A 19,016-nucleotide genomic window follows, 5' to 3' on the forward strand; every position below is an offset into this window, starting at 1 on the left:
GGGGGTCTCGTTGCGCATGGCTCGGGCCTTACAGGTCCGGGGCGCCGGAAGGGATCTTCCGGAGCGTGATCAGGATGCTGGCGGCGTAATGGGCCGAGATCAGCACGGAGTAGAGCAGGATCGTGTCCTCGAGCGGCATCGCCAGCACATGGGCCGCCCCGAAGGCGCCCGCGACCAGCACGGCGCGCTGGATGTTGAGGCCCAGCAGCAGCTTCTGCCCCTCGAAGACATAGAGGATGTAGGAGACCGGCGTCGCCAGGAACTGGAACAGCAGGTAGATCGAGAGGAGCGAGGCGAGCCGCCCCGCCATCTCCCATTCCGCCCCGAAGACCAGGGAGAACAGCTCCGGCCCGAACAGCATCAGCACCCCTGCCGCGGGGGCCGCGACCAGGGCCAGGCGCTTGAGCACGGCATGGGTCAGGGCGCGCACCTGCTCGGGGCGGCGGGGGCCGATCGAGGCGATCTCGCCGTAGAAGGCCCGGCCCATGGTGTGCCCGAAGAGGCTCATGGGAACCGCCAGCGCCATCAGCGCGAGGCCGAGCTGCCCGGTCTCGCCCGCCGCGTAGAGGGCCGAGGTCAGGATCAGCGGCCCCTGCGCCGAGGCCGCCAGCAGGAACTGCGAGGGCAGGCGGTAGAGCGGATAGCCCCGGTGGCGCGCCGCCAGCATCCCCATGCGGGCCCAGGTGACGGCGGGCCAGAGCTCGCGCAGGCGGCCGCGGAACGGGGCCAGCAGGGTGGTCGAGCCGCCGCCCCGCTGCAGCGTGTGCCCGATCAGCAGGCCCGCGGGCTTGATCCCGGCGAGGCCCAGCAGGATCTGCGCGCCCACGCCCAGCACGGTCTGGATCACCTGCGCGCGGGCCAGCGCGCGGAACACGCGGGCGCGGGTGGCCCAGAAGCTGAGCGTCTCGAAGAGGCTCGCGCCCAGCAGGGCCACGGGCAGCAGGCCCCACCAGGGGATCATCGGCTCCATCGAGATCAGGGTCAGGAACCACGGGCCGACCGCCCAGAGCGCCAGCGCGATCAGCAGGGTTCCCGCCAGGGTGACCAGCAGGGTCAGGGCCAGCAGGTTCGCCGCCATCTCGTCGCGTTTGGGCAGCGGGATCGCCATGCCGTAGCAGAGCGTGGTCAGCGGCGTCAGCATCAGCACCAGCGCGGTGAAGGCCGCCAGCGCGCCGTAGTCCTCGGGCGAATAGAGCCGGGTCAGCACCGGGATCGCCGCCACCCCCAGCGCGCGGGCCGCGCCCGCGCCGAGCGCCAGCGTCGCCATGTTGCGCAGCACGCCCCCCGTCCCCTCGCCCGCGAAGCGCGTGCGCAGGCGCGCCACGCGCCGGGCGAAGCGGGTCTTGCGGGCGGACTCGAGCCGCGGGCTCTCCATGGGGTCTCGAACCTCTCGGGGGACCGGGGGGCGGTCCGGGTGAACGGTCAGGGGCGGCTCAGCCCGCGGCCTGCGCCGCCGTCGCGACGGGCCGCGGCTTCCAGGCGGAGAGGTCGCGGCCGAGCAGGGCCTCGACGGTCTCGACCTCGGGCAGGAACAGGGCGCGCAGCTCGGCCTCGAACTCGGGGCTCAGCGCCTCGCGCGCCTGCTCCTTGCGCAGCGAGGCCTTGATCTTCTCGACGATCGGCGGGCGGGTGCGCACCAGCCAGGCGCGCAGGGCGTAGACCGGGCGCTTCAGGGGCCCGGGCGGGTCGAGCACCAGGTTGGCGAGCCAGGGGAAGCGGTGCTTGCGCGACGGGTTCACGGCGGGGAACTCGGTGCGGCCGTCGTCGGGCAGGCCCAGGAAGTCGAGCACCTTCAGCCAGGTTCCGCGCGGGTCCTCCAGCAGGTCCTCCTGCAGCAGCACCAGGCGGCGCTCGGCGGGGACGGCGGCGAAGAACCGCTCCAGCTGCTCGCCGATGCGCGCGGTCTCCTCGTACTGCAGGAAGGCGGGGATCCGCGCATGGGGCGAGATCGCCTGCCCGCCGGCGCGGGCGTCCTGCAGGCGCCAGGCGGTCTCGAAATCCTCGACGTCCTCGTTGCGGTCGTAGATCTGCTCCATGTGGTAGCCGTGGGCGATCTTCACCGGGTCGCGCAGCATGGCGATGAAGCGGGCGTCGGGCGACATCTCCAGCGCCGCGGGGATCGCGCGGGTCGAGCGCAGGTAGGCGGTCGAGCCCTCGGCCACGATCGCGTGCCGGGCGGGGTCGGCCCCCTCGAACAGCTTCAGGTAGGCGGCCTCGTCGGGCAGGAAGGTCATCTCGCGCAGGCCGGGGATGTCGTCGGCGAGGAAGAACGGCTCCTTCGGGGCGCAGAAGAACACGTCCTCGCGCTCGGAGAGATACTGCGCCAGCGCGGTGGTCCCGCATTTCGGCGCGCCGACCAGGAACAGGTTGGGCCGGGCGCTCATCGGGGGCGGAACGCGTGCAGGAAGGGGACGAGGGCCATGGATCTCCGCCGGTCTGGGGGTCGCGATCGGTCGCGGGGACCGGGGCGACTATAGGGGAGCGCGCGCCCCCCGCCCTCCGCGACCCGAGGCCGCGCGACGCATGCTGCGGCGCCGAAGGGCCCGGTTCAGGGCCGGTTCAGCGCCCCGGCGGAGCGGGGTCCGGCCGGCGCCGGCCGGGATCGGAGCCGGGCAGGGGGGGCGGGCGGGCTCAGGGACGGGCGGGCCCGGAGCCGTCCGGGGCGGCCAGGGCGGCGGCGGGGATGAAGGCCTCGCGCCGGGCCTCCACCACCGCCCGGGCGCCGGAGAAGGTGAGATGGCCGTAGTCGAACTGCATCGGCTCGCCGTCGGGGGCGAAGAGCCGGCAGGCCCCGGCTCCGCACTCGACCTCCAGCACGTCGATGTAGGTCGCCCCCGCCGCCTCGGCCGCGGCCTTCATCTGCGCGTCGACCGCGTCGCGGCCCGGGACCCGGTGGGCGCGGTCGTCGAAGGGCTCGCCGCGCAGGCGGCTGCGGGCGAGCAGGCTGGGGAAGGGGCCCAGGTACTCCACCGTCGGGCCGATCACCGCCACCGAGCCGGCGAGGCTCTGCAGCCGCTCCAGGGTCTCGGGCACGTAGGCCATCTCCTCGGCCATCCAGCGGCCGCCGATCAGCACCCGGTCGACCTTCGTCTCCGGCAGGAAGCGCTCGAACAGCCAGGCCCGCAGGCCGGCGCAGCGGGTCGCCCGCGGCAGGCCCAGCAGCACCCGGCAGCCCGCCGAGGTGGCCTGCATCACGTTGGCTTCGGGGAAGGCCTCGACCAGGGGGCCCCAGAACTGGGCGGCATGGCTGTCGCCGATCAGCAGCACGTTGTAGGCGCCCGGCACGGGGCGCGCGCAGTCGTCGGCGTCGAAGGCCGCGAAGCTGGCCTCGGCCTTGCCGATCAGGCAGCGCCCGCTGCGGAACTGGGCGTCGTATTCGGGCCGCTCGCGGTAGTCGATCGTGGCGGCGATGCGCATCACCTCCTCGGGGAAGGCGCGCAGGGGGACCAGGTTCTGGGCGGCGAGCCCGCCCAGCCCCGCCAGCGCCGCCAGCGTCAGCCCGCCGAGCGCCGCCACCCGGCCCGCCGGCTGCCGGCGGGCGCGCGGGGTGCGGAACGGACGCTCGACGAGCCGCGTCGACAGCGCCCCCAGCGCCAGCGAGGCCAGGCCCAGGGCCAGCGCCTCGCGCCCCGAGAGCTGCGGGCCTGCGTGGGCCTTCCAGAACACGATCAGCGGCCAGTGCCACAGGTAGAGGCCGTAGCTGACCTGGCCCAGGGCGACGAGCGGGCCCCAGGACAGCAGCCGCCCCGCCGGCCCCGCGGCCCCCCAGCCGATCAGCAGCGTCGCCCCCAGCGCCGGGGCGGCGGCGACCCAGCCGGGGAAGGCGCTGTCGCGGTCGAGCAGCGCCATCGGCGCCGCGACCAGCGCCAGGCCCAGCAGCGCGAGCGCGGCCGGCCCGGCCCCGCCCGCGCCGGAGGGGGCGCCCGGACGGAGGCTCGGACGGAGGCTTGGGGGGCGGCGCGGGAGAAGTCCCGCCCCGCTCCCCCCCCGCTGCATGACCGCGAGGAGCGCGCCCGCCCCCAGCTCCCAGGCGCGGGCGGGCGGCAGGTAGAAGGCGGTGGGCGGGTGCAGCCAGGTCAGGACCACGCAGGCCGCGAAGGACAGCGCGCAGAGCCCGGCCAGCAGCCGGGCGAGATGCCGCCGCGCATGGGTCGCCATCAGGAAGAGCAGCGGCGGGAAGACGATGTAGAACTGCTCCTCCACCGCCAGCGACCAGACGTGCAGCAGCGGCTGCGTCTCGGCGGGGGCGGAGAAGTAGCCCGTCCCGCTCCAGAAATGGAGGTTGGCCAGGAACCCCGCCGCGGCGGCGATCGAGACGCCGGCCGCGGCCCGCTCCGAGGGCAGGAACAGCAGGCCCGAGAGCACGAACACCGCCAGCAGCACCGCCGACAGCGCCGGCAGGATGCGCAGGATGCGGCGCTTGTAGAAGTCGAGCGGCGACCAGCGCCCGCGGTCGAGATCCTCGAGCAGGATCGCCGTGATCAGGTAGCCCGAGATCACGAAGAACACGTCCACGCCCACGTAGCCGCCCGGCGCGAGGGGGCTGCCCAGGTGGAAGGCGACCACCGGGACCACGGCCAGCGCGCGCAGCCCGTCGACATGGGGCCGATGTCTCACCGGCCGGCCCCGGTCAGGCGGGGGCCGGCCGCCGGCGCGGCGGCGGGGCAGGGGGGCGGGCCGATGGACGGGGCGCCCCGAAGCGGCCGCGGCCGATCCCGGCGGGCCCGGTCACCCTCGTAAAACATCCTGTTCCGCCAATCGTTTGCCCCATGGTGCGGCGGGAAAACCGTAGCGGCGGCGCGCGCCGTCGCGGAAGGCGGCGGATCGTCGCCGCGGGCCGCCGGGCGGGCGGGCGCTGTGACGACAAGGCCGATGGCCGGCCGGGGGCGGGGGCGCATATGATGCGCTCTTCGCACGATCGCGCCGGGCGCCCGCCGCCGGCCGGAGGCGGCCCCGGCCGCCGCAGGACGAGGAGCTGCGGATGCGGCTGGTCACGACCAAAACCAAGCTGCTCTCGCACCTCGCCGTGCTGGGCGCGGTGCGCGACCCGGTGGGGCTGCCGCTGTTCCTCAAGCTGTTCCCGGCGGCGATCGGCTTCCTGCACCTGACCAGCCTGCGCTTCTCGGGCTTCGTCTACCTGGCCTTCCCCTTCATGCTGATGGCCAACGTGGCGGCGATCGGCGCGGGCACGCCGCCCACGCTGATGCTGCGGCTGAACTTCGCCTTCATGCTGGTGTTCTTCGCCTCGTTCGTGGCGCAGATGGACCAGAAGCAGGTGGTGGATTCCCTGGTGAAGGTGCTGCTGCCGGTGATCATCGTCACCGCCTTCCTCGAGATGCTGCTGGGCCCGACCAACGCGCGCACCATCAACAGCCTGCTGCCCGACATGGGGCTGCCGACGATCTACATCCCGCGGATGCGGGGCATCAACGGCGGCTCCAACTTCTCGGCGATGATCTCGGGCGTGATGAGCCTGATCTTCATCCACCACCGGCGGCGGTGGCCGGCGATCATCTCGACCGTGGTGATGCTGCTGTTCCTCAGCCGCACCGGCACCGGAGCCTTCCTGATCGCCTGGGCGCTGATGGTCTCGCCGCTGGTCATCCGGGCGGCGGCGGTGATCGCCTCGGCCGCGATCTTCGTGATGATCCCGTGGATCGTGCTGATCTCCCAACAAATCCTGACGCCGGCGGAAAAGTTCTACCTGATCCTGCTGACCTCGTCGCGCTACCTGCACTGGACCAACTTCGTGAATTTCGGGCTCGAGAACCCGATCTTCGGCGTGGGCTACTTCAAGGGCATGGAGTACTACCAGCAGGCCGTGAAGTTCGAGTTCCTGGGCGGGCACATGCGCACCGGCGCCCTGCACCTGGAGGCGCACAACTTCCTCATCGACATGTGGGCCGAGCTGGGCGTGCTGACGGTGATCCTGTTCTGCGTCTTCTACCTCTACGTGGCCTGGGCCTCGATCCGGGCGGGCGGGCTGGCGAGCGCGCTCTTCTTCTTCGTGACCCTGGGCTACCTGTTCCTGAGCGGCCTGTCGGACTGGTCGTTCTGGTTCACCGTGGGGATGATCTTCAACTGCCTGCGCCAGGCCCGCGCGGTCGAGGGCGCCGCCCGCCGCCGCCCGGCCCTGGGGCCGGGGCGATGGCGATCGGGCGCCGAGCTGCCGGCCGGCGCCGTCGCCCGGACCGGCGGCCCGGCCTGAGCCGCGCGCCGACGGTTTCGTGACCGCGACGCGGGCCCCGGACGTGCGAGGCTCCTCCCCCGGCCGCGGAGGCGGGGACCGGACAGGCGGGACGCGGGACCCGGGGACGCGGGGACCCGAGGAAGCGGGGTGAAGATGCGGGGCGTGGCCGATCGCCTGCGCCGGAGCGCGGCGTTCACCAGGTTTAAATCTTATTGCGCAAACCTGCTGCGCGGCGACCGAGGTCGCCCGGCCGATTCCGCGCCGGCCGCCCCATCCCGGGCCGCGCCCCCCGAGGGACGCGGCGCTCCGGCCGAGCCCATTCCCGGCGCGACGCCGCAGCCTGCCTCCTCCCGGTCCGGATCCGGACCCAAGACCCCCACCCCCCCAGGGACCCCGAAGGCCGGCGGCGGAGCGCCGCTTTCGAGGTCCGACATGCTCACACTTCTCGCCGTCTTCCCCGCCCTCGCCGCCACCCGCGCCCTCGCCGACGGAACCTCCGGCACGCTGGGAAGCGGCACGGTGGGCCCCAGCGAGCTGCGCCCCGGCGCGGTGTCGCTCGACAAGATCTCCAACCTCTCGGGCGCCCGGGTGCTGGGCCGCGGGCTGAGCGAGGGCGGCGGCGTCCCGCGCGAGCTGACCCCCGCCGACCTGCGCCGCCTGATCGACAGCGCCGAGAGCGCGCTGGTCTCCTCCGACCGGCTGGAGGCCGAGAGCCTCTCGCCCCCCGCCCAGGTGCAGGGCCTGTTCGTGCAGGGCTACGCGGTGGGCGGCGACGGCGGCGCGGCCTTCTACCGGCGCAGCCCCGTCGAGCCCCCGCACCCTGGCAAGTTCTCGACCGCCGACGGCGGCTGGTGGGAGCTGACCACCCTGGTCCCCCAGCCCGAGATGTTCGGGGCGCTGGCCGACGGGGTCAGCGACGACGCCTGGTCGATCAACGACGCGCTGGCCTTCGCCGACACCATCGAGCTGACCGGGGAATACGGCGTCTCCGCGCCGGTGGTGCTCAAGCAGGGGCAGAGCCTGCGCGGCCTGAACCCGGTGCGCAGCGGCCTCAACCTGCGCGCGGCCAACGCCCAGGTGATGACCGACCCCGACGCCTCCGCCTACTCGGTGACGCTCGAGGGGCTCTACATCGACGGGCGCAACGTCGCCGAGACCGCCCTGCGCTTCCAGGACAACAACAACAACAACAGCGGCCTGCGGAACCTGCGGATCCGCAACTTCCTCGAGCTGGGCCTGACCATCGGCGCCAACAGCGACCAGCTGGTGATGGACCGGGTGGACATCGGGCCCTCGCGCGCGGGCTCGCCGACCTCGGTGTCGCTGCGCCACGTGGGGCCGGGGCCGTTCTACGCCACCAACTGCTCGCTGACCTCGGGGGCGGGGATCGGGCTCTATTCCTCCAGCCACTGCACGCTGGTGAACACCCGCATCAACTTCTTCGTCAACGGCCTGGTCCGCTTCGAGCCCCGCACCCGCAACACCTTCATGAACCTGGTCGGCCCGTTCCTGGAGAACACCGGCTTCGCCCATGCCGCCGACGGGGTGCCCGCCGGCGCGCCGGTGGGGGTGCTGTGCGACGGGGTCGACGACCCCTCGGGCACCACCTCCGGCGGGATCATCATCGAGAGCCCGCAGAAGGTGCAGGCGGGCTGGGCCTCGACCCTGTTCAAGGCGGCCAACGGCGGCATGATCTCGGTCGACTGCCGCCTGCCGTGGGAGGGCAACACCGCCAACCGCGACCTGCTGGCGATGGACGTGGGCGGGACCGACAGCGGTTCGTTCATCGAGCTGCGCGGCCCCTGGTCCTTCGTCGACTGGGACGAGGTGACCACCCTGCTGCGCGCCTCGCCACAGGGCCAGGGCTTCCCGGTGCGGGTCGACGGGGGCAACGGCCAGCACGTGATGTGGAGCGCCGATTTCTCGAGCGCGGCCGGCTGGACGGCGGCGGGCGCGGCCTCGGGGGTGACGACGACCGCCCAGGGGCTGCGCTTCAACTGCACCGGGCCCTCGGCCTACGTGCGCTTCGTGCTGCCGGCCTCGGTGATGGACCGCTGCGTGGGCCATGCGGTGCTGCTGCGGGTGGAGACCTCGGCCGCCGGCTCGGGGCCGATGTCGAAATGCATCCTGCTGACCGGGGCGGGGCTGACCAAGACCGCCGCCTCGCGCGCCTGGACGGCGGCCAACGGCTACGGCCGCCGCGCCTTCCACTGCGCCATGGGCTACGTGAACGCCGCCGGCGAGGCGGAGGTGCGGATCTTCGGCAACAACGACGGGTCCGTGGCCAGCTCGGCCCAGGTGACCGTGCATTCGGCGCAGCTGATCGGCTTCGGCATGGATGGGCCGCTGGCCGCCTGAGGCGGCGGGGGGCGGCCTCAGGTCACGGAGGCGGGGGGCGCGAAGCTCCTATGATGCCACCTGCCCCGCCCCCCTCCCGTCCCCCCCGGAAGCCGCATCGGAGCCCCTGCCGTGAGCGAAGCCCCGCCCGTCGTCTCGGCGATCTGCGCCTGGTTCAACCGCTCGGAGGTGCTGGACGAGACGCTCGACAGCCTGCTGGGCCAGCGCGAGGCGCCCCCCTTCGAGGTGATCGTGGTCAACGACGGCAGCCGGGACCCGAAGGTGCGCGAGATCCTCGACGCCCGCGCCGCGCAGGACCCGCGGCTGAAGGCGATCCACCAGGCCAACGCCGGCTTCGTGCACGCGATCCGGGCGGCGGCGGATGCGGCGCAGGGACGATATCTCGCGGTGATGGGCGCGGGCGACGTCAGCCACCCGCTGCGGTTCGCCCGGCAGGCGGCGGCGCTCGACGCCGACCCCGGGCTGCTCGCGGCGGGCTGCTGGTACGAGGACCGCGCCCCCGACGGCGCGGGGGGCTGGCGCACCGTAGCCGCCCATCGCAACGCCGCCCCCGCGGGCCCCGCCGACCTGCACGTGCGCAACCCCTACGCCCATGGCGAGGTGATGATGCGGCGCGAGGCCTATCAGGCCGTGGGCGGCTACCGGACCTTCTTCAAGAACTCCCAGGACGCCGACCTGTGGCTGCGCCTGATCGAGCGCGGGCGCCTGGGCCAGGTCGAGGAGGCGCTCTACGAGCGCCGCATCTTCGCCGATGGCATCTCGGGCGACGTCGACAAGATGCTGCGCCAGTCGTTCTACTCGTCGATGGCGATCGCGATGTCCAAGACCCGCCTGAAGGGCGAGGAGGACCTCGTGGACCGCTACGGCGAGGAGGCCCGCTGGATGCGCCCCCGCACCACCCGCAGCGCGCGGCGGTTCCTGATCGCCGCCGCCGTGCACCGGCACCGGGGGGATATCGCGCGCTCGGACCAGATGCTGGGCCTCTGCGCGCGCGAGAACCCGCTCTATGCGGTCGGCGTGGCGGGGCTGCGCCTGGCGCTGGCGGCGCCGAAGGCGACCGGCCTGCCGGCGCTGGGGATGACGGTGCTGCGCAAGGTCTCGCCGGCGGTGAACCGCTTCATCGCGGCCGGGGGCTGACGGCCCCGCGGGGGTCTTTTCGGGAAGGATCGGGCGGCGAGCGCCGGCGCGGGGACCCCGCGGCGCGCCTGCGGCCGGTTGCGGGAGCGGCCCCGGGTCGAGCCCGGGGCGCGCCCCCCGTGGGGCGGGCGCGCGCGGAAGGCCCCGCGGCGGCGCCGCGGGCTCAGTCGGCGGGGAGGGCGGCGCTCCCGGAGGCCTCGGCCCGCGGCGGCAGGCGGTCGGCGTAGCCGGCGGCGGCGAGGTTGCGCACGAGGCGGGCGCCGAAGACCTCGGCCCCCCAGGGCGACAGGTGGTCCTGGTCGCGATAGGCGAGATGGCCGTCGAGCATCGCCTGGTCGGGCAGGCTCGCCTCCATCATCCCCCATTTGGAGAGGAACGGGATGCCGGCGGCCTCGGCGGCGGCCTTCATCTCGGTCTCGGCCGTGGTCTCGGCCTGGGGGATGGCGGGGTCGTAGGCCTGGGCGAGCTGGGTCGCGAAGTCCCGGTCGGGGGCCAGCCCCCGCACGTCGTCGCCCAGCATCCGCTGCGGGCCCAGCCACAGCACCGGCACGTCGGCCTGGATGTTCCGCAGGTAAGCCGCCGTCTCCTCGGCGAGCTCGGGGTGGAAGCCGGAGGCGTCGCGCAGGCGCCGGCCGTCCTCGAACATCGAATGCGCGGCCTGGGTGTAGATGAACAGCGCGATGTCGTCCTTGCGCGCCTCGACCAGGGCGGGGAGGCGGGGGAAGAAGCAGTCGGGGTTCTCCGCCCCCTCGACCGAGCGATGCGCCCGGCAGAAGCCGCGCGAGATCCCCACCAGGAACGGGGCTTCGGTGTTGCGCGCGAGCATGTAGAACAGGTCGATGCCGTGCGAGCCGCCGGTGACCATCACCCCCGGCCCATGCTGCGCCGCGCAGTCCTGGATCCGCCGCGAGAGCTCGTCCGACAGCCGGTCGGTCCAGAACACGCAGCTCTCCCCCGCGGAGGCGAGGCGATAGGGGGCGGTCATCTCCTCGGTGCCATGTGCGAGGGCGCGCAGGGAGTCGTAGACCGGCCGGTCCTCCTCGGTCAGGCGGGAGATGGCGTAGGCGGTGCGCTCGGAGGTGCCGATGCCCGCGCCCACCACGATCATCGCGCCGATGGCGACGCCCGAGAGCGAGAAGATGGTGCGGCGCGAATAGCCCTTGCGGAACGGCTGCTCGACGAAACGCCAGCTGAGCCAGGAGAGCGGGATGGTCAGCGCCGACAGCGCCAGCATCACCCACAGCTCGACATGGCCGAAGGTGGAGATGCGCGCGAAGGCCAGCAGCGGCTGGTGCCAGAGGTAGATCGAATAGGAGAGCTGGCCGATGAACACCATCGGGGCCAGCGCCAGCACCCAGCCGGCCGGGTCGTCGGGGCGCGCGTAGCGGATCAGCAGCGCCGTTCCCAGCACCGAGGGCACGGTCCACAGGCTCGGATAGCGGAAGTCCCCCCCCACCATCACGATCGAGGCGAGGACCAGCGCCAGCCCCAGGGCCGCAAGCCAGGGGCTCAGCGCCGTGCGCTCGGGGATGCCGCCGCGCAGGCGCACGGCGACGAGGCTGCCGGCCAGCAGCTCCCACACCCGGGTGACGGGGAAGTAGAAGTTGGCGGTCGGCGCCTCGCGCGAGGCGATTTCCGCCAGCCCCAGGCTCGCCAGCACGCAGACCAGCATCAGCGGCGCGGTCCAGCCCTTGCGCCAGCGCCAGACCAGGAACAGGACGATGGGGAACAGCAGGTAGAACTGCTCCTCGACCGCCAGGCTCCACATGTGCAGCAGCGGGCTTTCCTCGGCGTCGGGGGCGAAATAGTCGGTCGACCACCAGAAGAAGAAGTTGGCGGCGAAGAGGGCGGTGGCGACCACGCTCTGGAAATAGCGGGTCAGCTGGTCGGGCAGCATCACCCCGCTGACGGCGACCAGGCTGGTGACCGCGATCACCAGCGACAGGGCGGGCAGGATGCGCCGCGCCCGCCGCTCGTAGAACTGCAGGATCGAGAAGCGGCCCCCGTCGAGATCGTCGAGCAGGATCGCCGTGATCAGGTAGCCCGAGATCACGAAGAACACGTCCACGCCCACGAAGCCGCCGCCGAAGCCGGGCAGCCCGGCATGGAACAGCACCACCGAGCCCACCGCGATGGTGCGCAGCCCGTCGATCTCTTTCCTGTAGATCATTCCGCCCCGAACGCCCTCTGACCCCTGCGCAACCGTAGACGGCCCGCCCAAGGGCGGGCCGGCGCGGGCCTCAGCCCTCGTCGGCGACCGAGATGCGCCCGCCCAGCGACTGCAGCTTCTCGACGAAACGGTCGTAGCCGCGCTCCACCTGCCAGGCGTCGGAGACGACCGTCTCCCCCTCCGCCACCAGGCCCGCCAGCGTCAGGGCGATGCCCGCGCGCAGGTCCAGCGCGGTGACCCGGGCGCCGGTCAGGCGGGGGCCGCCGCGCACGTGCAGGACGTCGCCGCGGACCTCGTGCAGGAAGCCCATCTTCGCCAGCTCCTCGGCGTAGCCGTAGCGGCCGGGGAAACGCAGGTCGATGATCTTGCTCTCGCCCGGCGACATCGCGCCGAACAGCGCGAACAGCGGCTGCATGTCCGAGTTGATGCCCGGATAGGGGCCGGTCGCGATCTCGACCGGGTAGCAGGCGCCGCCCTTGACGATGACGCTGCCGTCGCCGGTGAACCAGCGCGCCCCGCTCTCCTTGAGGAAGGCGAGCGGCACCTCGAGGTCGGGGGCGGGGAAGTCCAGGATCTCGATCTCGCCGCCGGTGATGGTGGCGCCGATCATCCAGGTCAGCGCCTCCATGTTGTCGGGCAGCACGAAATGGTCGGCGCCGCCGAGTTCCGTGCGGCCCTCGATCTCGATCCGCTCCTGGCCGAAGACCTCGATCTGCGCGCCCATCTGGCGGAGCATCGCGATCAGGTCGAGGATCTCGGGCCGGATATGCGGGCCCCACAGCGTGGTCTTGCCGCGGGCCAGAGACGCCGAGATGATCGCGTTCTCGGTGGCGCCGGTGGAGCGGAGCGGCAGCACGATGTCGCCGCCCACGAGGCCGCCCTTGGGCGCCTCGGCCGCGAGCCGGGCCGCGGCCTCCTCGGTGGTCGCGCCCAGCCGCTCCAGCAGCATGACGTGGAGGTCGTACTTGCGGTTGCCCAGGTCGCAGCCGCCCGGCATCGGCACCGCGCCGTGGCCGGTGCGCGCGCAGAGCGCGCCCATGATCAGCAGCGTGTTGCGGATCGAGCGGCCTTCCCACAGGAGCTCGCCCGGAGGGGCCGAGACCTCCTCGATCAGCAGCGTGTCGCCGCCCCCGGCGCCGGGCGTCACCGTGCAGCGCTTGCCCAGCCGCTCGAGCATGCGGCGGTGCACCTCGGCGTCGCGCAGCGTGGCGGGGTAGTTGCGCAGGCGCACGGGCTCCTTCGTCAGGAGCGAGGCCGCCATCAGCCGCAGCACGCTGTTCTTGGCGCCGCTCAGACGGACCTGGCCCTCCAGCCGCGAGGCCTGCACGTGGTAGGCGATGGCGGGCTCCCGGTCGCCGACGGCGGCCATGGGGGCGGTGAGGTTCATCATCGGGCGTTCTCTTCGCTAGTTGCGCCGTCGGGCCGCGCGGCGAGGGGCGCCGCCGCGGCAAGCCCCGGTCGCGGGCCTTCGCGAAGGCCGCGCCCGCGGGCGGATGATCCGGGGCCGTTCAGGCCCCCGCAGAGGGGTCTCCCCGGGATGTCCCGAGGCTCGCTCCCCGGCGGGATCCGTCCTGGCTCCGAGGCCGGACTCTGCCATTGTGCGCTGCGCAAAGAAAGCGCAAAGCCGGGCTCCGCCCGCGCCATGGCGCCGCCCTCCGGCCCCGCCGCGCCCCCTGCCCCGCGGCGATTTTTCGCAACGCGCGCAGGCGCTTGGGCGCAGGCTTCCTGAACGGATCGTCAGGAAGCCGGGGCCTGCGCGGCGCTCAGCCGGCGTTGCGCCCGCGATACCACTCCACGAAGCGCGGGATGCCTTCCGAGAGCGGGGTGGCGGGGGCGAAATCGACCTCCGCCTCCAGCGCCGAGACGTCGGCGAAGGTCGCCTGCACGTCGCCCGGCTGCATGGGCAGGAACTCCTTGATCGCCTCGCGCCCGGTGGCCTCTTCGATCAGCGAGATCAGGTCCATCAGCTTCTCGGAGCGGGAGTTGCCGATGTTGAACACCCGGTGCGGCGCCCAGGAGCGGCCGGGATCGGGGTTCATCCGGTCGAAGTCCGGATCCGGCTTCGGCGGCCGGGGGACCAGGCGCAGCACCGACTCCACGATGTCGTCCACGTAGGTGAAGTCGCGCAGCATGTCGCCGTTGTTGAAGACCTTGATCGGCCGGCCTTCCAGGATCGCCTGGGTGAACAGCCAGTAGGCCATGTCCGGCCGCCCCCAGGGCCCGTAGACGGTGAAGAAGCGCAGCCCCGTCGACGCCAGCCCGTAGAGGTCGGCATAGGCGTGCGCCATCAGCTCGTTGGCCTTCTTGGTCGCGGCATAGAGGCTGACCGGATGATCGACGCTGTCCGAGACCCGGAACGGCGTCTTCCGGTTCCCCCCGTAGACCGAGCTCGACGAGGCGTAGACCAGGTGCTCGGTCTTCACCGCCCGGCAGCCCTCGAGGATGTTGAGGAACCCCGTGAGGTTGCTGTCGGCGTAGGCGTGCGGGTTCTCGATCGAATACCGCACCCCCGCCTGGGCCCCGAGATGCACCACATGGGCGAAGCGATGCTCGGCGAACAGCGCCGCGATCCCCTCCCGATCCGCGAGGTCCATCCGCCGGAAGTCGAACCCCGCCTCCGGCAGCAGCCACTCGAGCCGGCCCTGCTTCAGCGCGGGATCGTAATAGGCGTTGAGGTTGTCGAGCCCGACCACCTTCTTGCCCGCCGCCAGCAGCCTCGAGGCCACGAAGGCCCCCACGAAGCCGGCGGCCCCGGTGACCAGCACGGGCCGGTCGTCGGGCAGGGCCTCGGCCCACATCTGCGGCGGAAGATCGGTCTGGGAAGCGGTCATGCGGCGGCGTCCTCGTGGCGTCTGTCGCGGATCGGCGGGAGGGGCGAGGGCCCGGGCTCCGGTGATACCCCCCGCCCCTGCGCCCGTCGATGCGGCGCCGCCCCCCTGGGGGGAACGATGCGGCCCCGCCCCCCTGGGGGCGCGGCATCGCGGAGAGGGGCGCGGCCCGGACCGCGGGACGGGGCGGGGGAGAGGCGCGGACGCCCCCCCCTCGCGCCCCGAGCCGCCGCCCCCCGATGAGGCGGGCGCGGCGAGGCAGGCCCGGGGCCGGAGGGCGGGCCAGGGGACCGGGTCGGTGGGCCGAGCGGGGGGCGGAGCGGAGGGCGCGGGGTCAGGCGTCGGTCTCGCGCATCCAGGCGGCGGCGGCGAGGGCGAGGGCGGTGCAGCGGGGGGCGTGCTCGACCCGGCCCCAGAGGCCGGGCTCGGCGCTGTAGGGGCTCAGCGCGTTGCCGGTCGGGAACAGGCCCGGCGCCAGCTCCGCCAGCCCGCCGGGGCCCGCGCGCAGCGGCATTTCCGGGCGGCGCAGGCCGAAGGGCGCGCCGCCCCGGGTCAGGACCGGCGAGGCGCCCTCGAGATAGGCGGTGCAGTCGAAGACCGCCTCGAAGACCCGCCCCGAGGGGCGGCCGTCCACCACCACGTCGAGGCCCCCCGCCTCCCCTGCCCGCCCCGGCGCCGGAACCACGCCCGAGACGCGCCCGGCCAGGACCTCGAGCCGGCCCTCGGCCTGCATCTCCTGCAGGCGGCGGTGGTAGGCGGGGGGCATCCAGCGCACCACGCTCCGGGCGCGGTCGGCGTGGACATGGCGGAAGGCCAGCGCCTCGGCGGGGGGCAGCGCCCGGGCGTGGGCGAAGACCGCGCGGGCGAGCGCGGCGAAGCTCCAGGGCCCGCCCTCGCGCCGGGCGGCGGCGACCTGCGCGGCGGCGAAAGCCGCCAGCGCCGCCGCCGAGCCGACCGCCTGCAGCCCGGCGCGGTCGAAACCGGTCCAGTCCGGCGTGTCCGGCCCCGCGGCGCGGTTGGGCATGAGCCCGTCGGCGGAGATCGCGGTCAGCCGGGCGTCCGGGCGCTCCTCGCCCAGCAGGGCCGCGAGCTCGCCGGCCGAGGGCCCGCCGCCCACGATCGCCAGCCGGCCGCCCGCGCCTCCGTCCAGCCGGCCGAGGAAGGCGCGGCCGGCGAGCGCGCCCTCGCCCCGCGCCTGCGCCCAGCGCGGGGCGCGCGGGGGGGCGGGGTCGACGAGCCGCCCGCCGGTCGCCATCGCCACCCGCGCGGCCGAGACGCGCCCGCCGGCCACGTCGCGCACGATCCAGCGCCCGGTGGCCGGGTCCAGGTCCACCGCCGCCGCCGCGGGGCGCAGCAGGGCCTGCGCCAGGGCCGGCGCGGCCGCGGCGCCCACGGTCTGCGACAGGAACGCCCCCACCCGCCGCCGCGGCAGGAACAGCGTGGCGTCGTCGGCGTCGGGAGCGGGGGCGGGGTCGTGCACGGGAACGACGCCGGGAGCGGAGGCGCCGGGAACGGCGGGGTCGCCGGGGGCGCCCGCGCCCCTGCCCCGCCCCCGCAGCCAGTCGGCGAAGGGGAACTCGGGCGCGCTCATCGCCTGCAGGCTGTTGTTGAGCAGCAGCCGCGGATCGAGCCTGGCCGCGAAATGCGCAGGCACCCCGAAGGCGGCCCCCTCCGAGACCCCGAACACCGCGACGTCGGCGGGATCGACCGCCCCCGGCCCCGGCGCGGTCAGCCCGCGCAGCAGCGAGGCGGCCGAGACCCCGGCGCCCAGGATCGCGATGCGGACCTGTCTCATGCGTGCCTCATGCCCCCCGACGTTTTCCCCCGGACGTTTCTCCCCATGCTCCCCGCAGGCGCTTCCCTCCGGCGTTTCCCGCAGGCGCGGGGCGCAGACGGCCCCGGCGCGGCGGAGGAGCGCGGCGCCCGCAGCCTTCCGCCTCCCGCCCGGGGGCGCAAGCGCCGGAGGCCCTCCCCCTGGGCGGCGCCCCGACGCGGGCGAGGCGGCCCGGGCCGGGGGACGGGGCGGAACGCCCGGCGCCCGGCGGAGGGCGACGGAGGCGGGAAGACGCGGCGACGGGTCAGGCCCGGCGCCGCATCCCCGCCTCGGCAAGCTGCGCCGCGACGGCGTTGGCGGCGTCGCAGATCCGGGCGATCAGCCCCTCGGGCATCGCGTAGGCGTAGGGCCAGGACAGCACCCGCGCGGTCACGTCGCTCGCCACCGGCCAGGCCCCCGGCGCGGGCGGATAGACCGGCTGGTCGGGCACCGGGATGTCGTAATGGGCCGAGACCATCAGCTCGCGCGCGTTCATCTCGACCAGGAAGCGCTCGCGGTCCAGGCCCGGGCGGAGCAGCGAGATCGGCACGTTGGCGCAGGTCAGCCCCTCGGGATCGGCGTCCGCGGCCTCGAAGAACCGCGGATCGAGCCGCTCATGATAGCGCCCGACGATCCGCCGGCGGTCGTCGAGCACCGGGTCCGTCGCCTGCAGCTGCGAGGCCCCCAGCGCCGCGCTGGGGCCGGGCATGCGGAAGCCGTGGCCGAAGCGCTCCTGCCGGCGGCGCCAGTGGCGCGGCGGCCCCTCGCCGGGGGCCGGGGCCGCGACGGGGGTGCCGTGCTGGATCAGCGCCCGGGCCGCGCCGAGGAAGGCCGGGTCCCGCGCGGCCAGGATCCCCCCCTCGCCGGTGGTGACCACCTTGGTGGGGTAGAAGGAGAAGCACAGCGCGTCCTCCACCGGGCGGCGACGGGCGCTGCGGTGATAGCTGCCCCAGGCCTGCGCCGCGTCCGCGATCAGGGGCAGGCCGTGGGCGTCGGCGATCCGGCGCAGCGCCTCCACCCGCCCGATGCGGCCGAACAGGTAGACCGGCAGGATCGCCACGGTCCGCTCGCCGACCAGGGCCCGCACCGCCTCGGGGTCCATCCCGAAGGTGTCGCGCTCGATGTCGGCGAAGACCGGGGTGCAGCCGGCCGCGTGGATCGCGTTGGCGGTGGCGTGGTAGGAATAGGCCGAGGTGATCACCTCGCCCCGCCGCGGCAGGACCTCCAGCGCCGCCTCCAGCGCCGAGGCGCAGCTGTTGACCGCCGCGCAGGCGTAGTCCCCTCCCAGGAACGAGGCCGCCAGCCGCTCCAGCTCGGGCACCGCCGGCCCCGCCCCCACCGAGACCCCCTGGAGCTGGCGGACCATGCGGTCCACGTCCTCCGGGAAGATCGCCGGCCGGCACAGCGGGACCTTGTCGCGCAGGGGCGGCAGGCGCGGGGCGGGGGCGGCGAAGACCTCCTCCAGCCCCGAGACCAGGTCGTGGACCGGCAGCCAGCCCAGCCGGCGGAAGGCGTGGTCGGCGCCGATCGCCCCCGTCGCCGGGCGCGGGGCGGGGACGGGGGCGGCCTCCGCCTCCGGCCGGCCCAGGAAGCCGCCCAGCACCTCGGCCAGCTCCGCCCCCGAGAAGGCCCGCCCGGAGGAGACGTTGAAGGCCTCGAACCGCTCCGGCCCCATCGCCGCGTCCAGGCAGAGCCGGACGGCCTCGACCACGTCGGAGACATGCACGAAGTCGACCCGCCGGTCCGCCGGCGGCGGCGGATCCATCGGCGCGCCGCGCCGCGCCGCCTCGATCGCCCGGGCGACCAGCGCCTCGGGCGGCATCCGCCCGCCGAAGATCTCCGCGGGGCGCAGCACGACGCAGGGGATCCCGGCGCGCGCCTGCCAGTGGCGCAGCATCTGCTCGGCCCCCGCCCGGTAGAGCCCCTGCGGGCTGGAGACGTCGAGGGGATGCGCCTCGTTGACGAGATCGCCGACCGGGGCCCCGTAGACCTCGGCCGAGGAGATCAGCACGAAGCGGCGCACCCGGCCCTCCAGCGCCTCGAGCAGGGCGGCGAGGCCGGCCAGCGCCCGCTGGCAGTCCGCCGGGCCGCGGAGCCCCTCGGGCGGGCCGGCGGCGTGGATGCAGACCTCCCAGCCCGCGCCCCGATCCCCGGCCCGATCCCCGGCCCCGGCCGCGGCCTCGAGCGCGGCGAGCGCCTCCGCCTCCCCGGCGGGCAGCGCCAGGACCCGGGTCGCGGGGCCGGTCGGGCTTCGGCTCCAGGCCTCGGGCGGGCGGCGGTCGACCGCCAGCAGCGGGCGCCGCGGGTCCTGCTCGAAGGCCTCGACGAGATGGCTCCCCAGGAAGCCCCCTGCGCCGATCACGATCGTCGCGTCCAGATCCGACATGGGAACAGGCCCTCCGCGCCACGCAAACACATCAGTCAGGCTTAATTCTTTCCACACCGCGTTCGTGCCGGCGAGCAATCTTTCCCCCTCCCCGCCCGGAAAACCGTTCGCGGGCGGGCCGAGCGCCTGGTTCT

At 74.3% G+C, this 19,016-nt stretch carries 11 protein-coding genes; 3 read left to right on the forward strand and 8 right to left on the reverse strand.

Annotated elements, in window-relative coordinates; all coding sequences use genetic code 11:
- Positions 1-28: 28 nt before the first annotated feature.
- The 3 genes from BM064_RS25390 to BM064_RS25400 all read right to left on the reverse strand — a co-directional run bounded on the left by BM064_RS25390 (position 29) and on the right by BM064_RS25400 (position 4,617).
- Complete coding sequence (locus tag BM064_RS25390) at positions 29-1,375, reverse strand: lipopolysaccharide biosynthesis protein (protein WP_092866018.1); 1,347 nt, start codon at positions 1,373-1,375, stop codon at positions 29-31.
- 58 nt (positions 1,376-1,433) lie between these two features.
- Positions 1,434-2,384, reverse strand: a complete 951-nt coding sequence (locus BM064_RS25395) for a sulfotransferase family protein (protein ID WP_092866021.1) — start codon at positions 2,382-2,384, stop codon at positions 1,434-1,436.
- Between the two features lie 247 nt (positions 2,385-2,631).
- Positions 2,632-4,617 (reverse strand): acyltransferase family protein, encoded by a 1,986-nt coding sequence (locus BM064_RS25400; protein ID WP_177236400.1) that lies wholly within the window; start codon positions 4,615-4,617, stop codon positions 2,632-2,634.
- Between the two features lie 364 nt (positions 4,618-4,981).
- Here BM064_RS25400 and BM064_RS25405 point away from each other — a divergent pair, with 364 nt between their 5' ends.
- From BM064_RS25405 to BM064_RS25415, 3 genes are all read left to right on the forward strand, one after another.
- Complete coding sequence (locus BM064_RS25405; RefSeq protein ID WP_092866027.1) at positions 4,982-6,208, forward strand: O-antigen ligase family protein; 1,227 nt, start codon at positions 4,982-4,984, stop codon at positions 6,206-6,208.
- Between the two features lie 414 nt (positions 6,209-6,622).
- Entirely contained in the window at positions 6,623-8,548 is a 1,926-nt protein-coding gene (locus BM064_RS27685) for a hypothetical protein (RefSeq protein WP_092866030.1), read from the forward strand.
- A 111-nt stretch (positions 8,549-8,659) separates the two neighbouring features.
- Positions 8,660-9,685, forward strand: coding sequence for a glycosyltransferase family 2 protein (locus BM064_RS25415; RefSeq protein ID WP_092866033.1), 1,026 nt, complete (start codon positions 8,660-8,662; stop codon positions 9,683-9,685).
- Positions 9,686-9,848: 163 nt separating this feature from the next.
- Here BM064_RS25415 and BM064_RS25420 read toward each other — a convergent pair whose 3' ends face one another.
- The 5 genes from BM064_RS25420 to BM064_RS25440 all read right to left on the reverse strand — a co-directional run bounded on the left by BM064_RS25420 (position 9,849) and on the right by BM064_RS25440 (position 18,882).
- Positions 9,849-11,855: an acyltransferase family protein gene (locus BM064_RS25420; RefSeq protein WP_092866036.1), complete on the reverse strand. Its 2,007-nt coding sequence runs from the start codon at positions 11,853-11,855 to the stop codon at positions 9,849-9,851.
- A 70-nt stretch (positions 11,856-11,925) separates the two neighbouring features.
- On the reverse strand, positions 11,926-13,245 hold the full coding sequence (locus BM064_RS25425; protein WP_218161129.1) for a UDP-N-acetylglucosamine 1-carboxyvinyltransferase: 1,320 nt from the start codon (positions 13,243-13,245) through the stop codon (positions 11,926-11,928).
- A gap of 373 nt (positions 13,246-13,618) precedes the next feature.
- On the reverse strand, positions 13,619-14,686 hold the full coding sequence (locus tag BM064_RS25430) for an NAD-dependent epimerase (protein ID WP_245779288.1): 1,068 nt from the start codon (positions 14,684-14,686) through the stop codon (positions 13,619-13,621).
- 331 nt (positions 14,687-15,017) lie between these two features.
- Complete coding sequence (locus tag BM064_RS25435; protein ID WP_092866039.1) at positions 15,018-16,478, reverse strand: FAD/NAD(P)-binding protein; 1,461 nt, start codon at positions 16,476-16,478, stop codon at positions 15,018-15,020.
- 283 nt (positions 16,479-16,761) lie between these two features.
- Complete coding sequence (locus BM064_RS25440; protein ID WP_092866042.1) at positions 16,762-18,882, reverse strand: DegT/DnrJ/EryC1/StrS family aminotransferase; 2,121 nt, start codon at positions 18,880-18,882, stop codon at positions 16,762-16,764.
- Between the last annotated feature and the right edge of the window lie 134 nt (positions 18,883-19,016).

Origin of the sequence: Albimonas pacifica, assembly GCF_900113695.1 — a bacterium.
GTDB classification, from domain to species: domain Bacteria; phylum Pseudomonadota; class Alphaproteobacteria; order Rhodobacterales; family Rhodobacteraceae; genus Albimonas; species Albimonas pacifica.

Coding starts and splice junctions, on each gene's coding strand:
- BM064_RS27685 (WP_092866030.1), top strand. CDS start 6,623: ATGCTCACACTTCTCGCCGTCTTCCCCGCCCTCGCCGCCACCCGCGCC.
- BM064_RS25390 (WP_092866018.1), bottom strand. CDS start 1,375: ATGGAGAGCCCGCGGCTCGAGTCCGCCCGCAAGACCCGCTTCGCCCGG.
- BM064_RS25435 (WP_092866039.1), bottom strand. CDS start 16,478: ATGAGACAGGTCCGCATCGCGATCCTGGGCGCCGGGGTCTCGGCCGCC.
- BM064_RS25395 (WP_092866021.1), bottom strand. CDS start 2,384: ATGAGCGCCCGGCCCAACCTGTTCCTGGTCGGCGCGCCGAAATGCGGG.
- BM064_RS25440 (WP_092866042.1), bottom strand. CDS start 18,882: ATGTCGGATCTGGACGCGACGATCGTGATCGGCGCAGGGGGCTTCCTG.
- BM064_RS25430 (WP_245779288.1), bottom strand. CDS start 14,686: ATGACCGCTTCCCAGACCGATCTTCCGCCGCAGATGTGGGCCGAGGCC.
- BM064_RS25420 (WP_092866036.1), bottom strand. CDS start 11,855: ATGATCTACAGGAAAGAGATCGACGGGCTGCGCACCATCGCGGTGGGC.
- BM064_RS25405 (WP_092866027.1), top strand. CDS start 4,982: ATGCGGCTGGTCACGACCAAAACCAAGCTGCTCTCGCACCTCGCCGTG.
- BM064_RS25425 (WP_218161129.1), bottom strand. CDS start 13,245: ATGATGAACCTCACCGCCCCCATGGCCGCCGTCGGCGACCGGGAGCCC.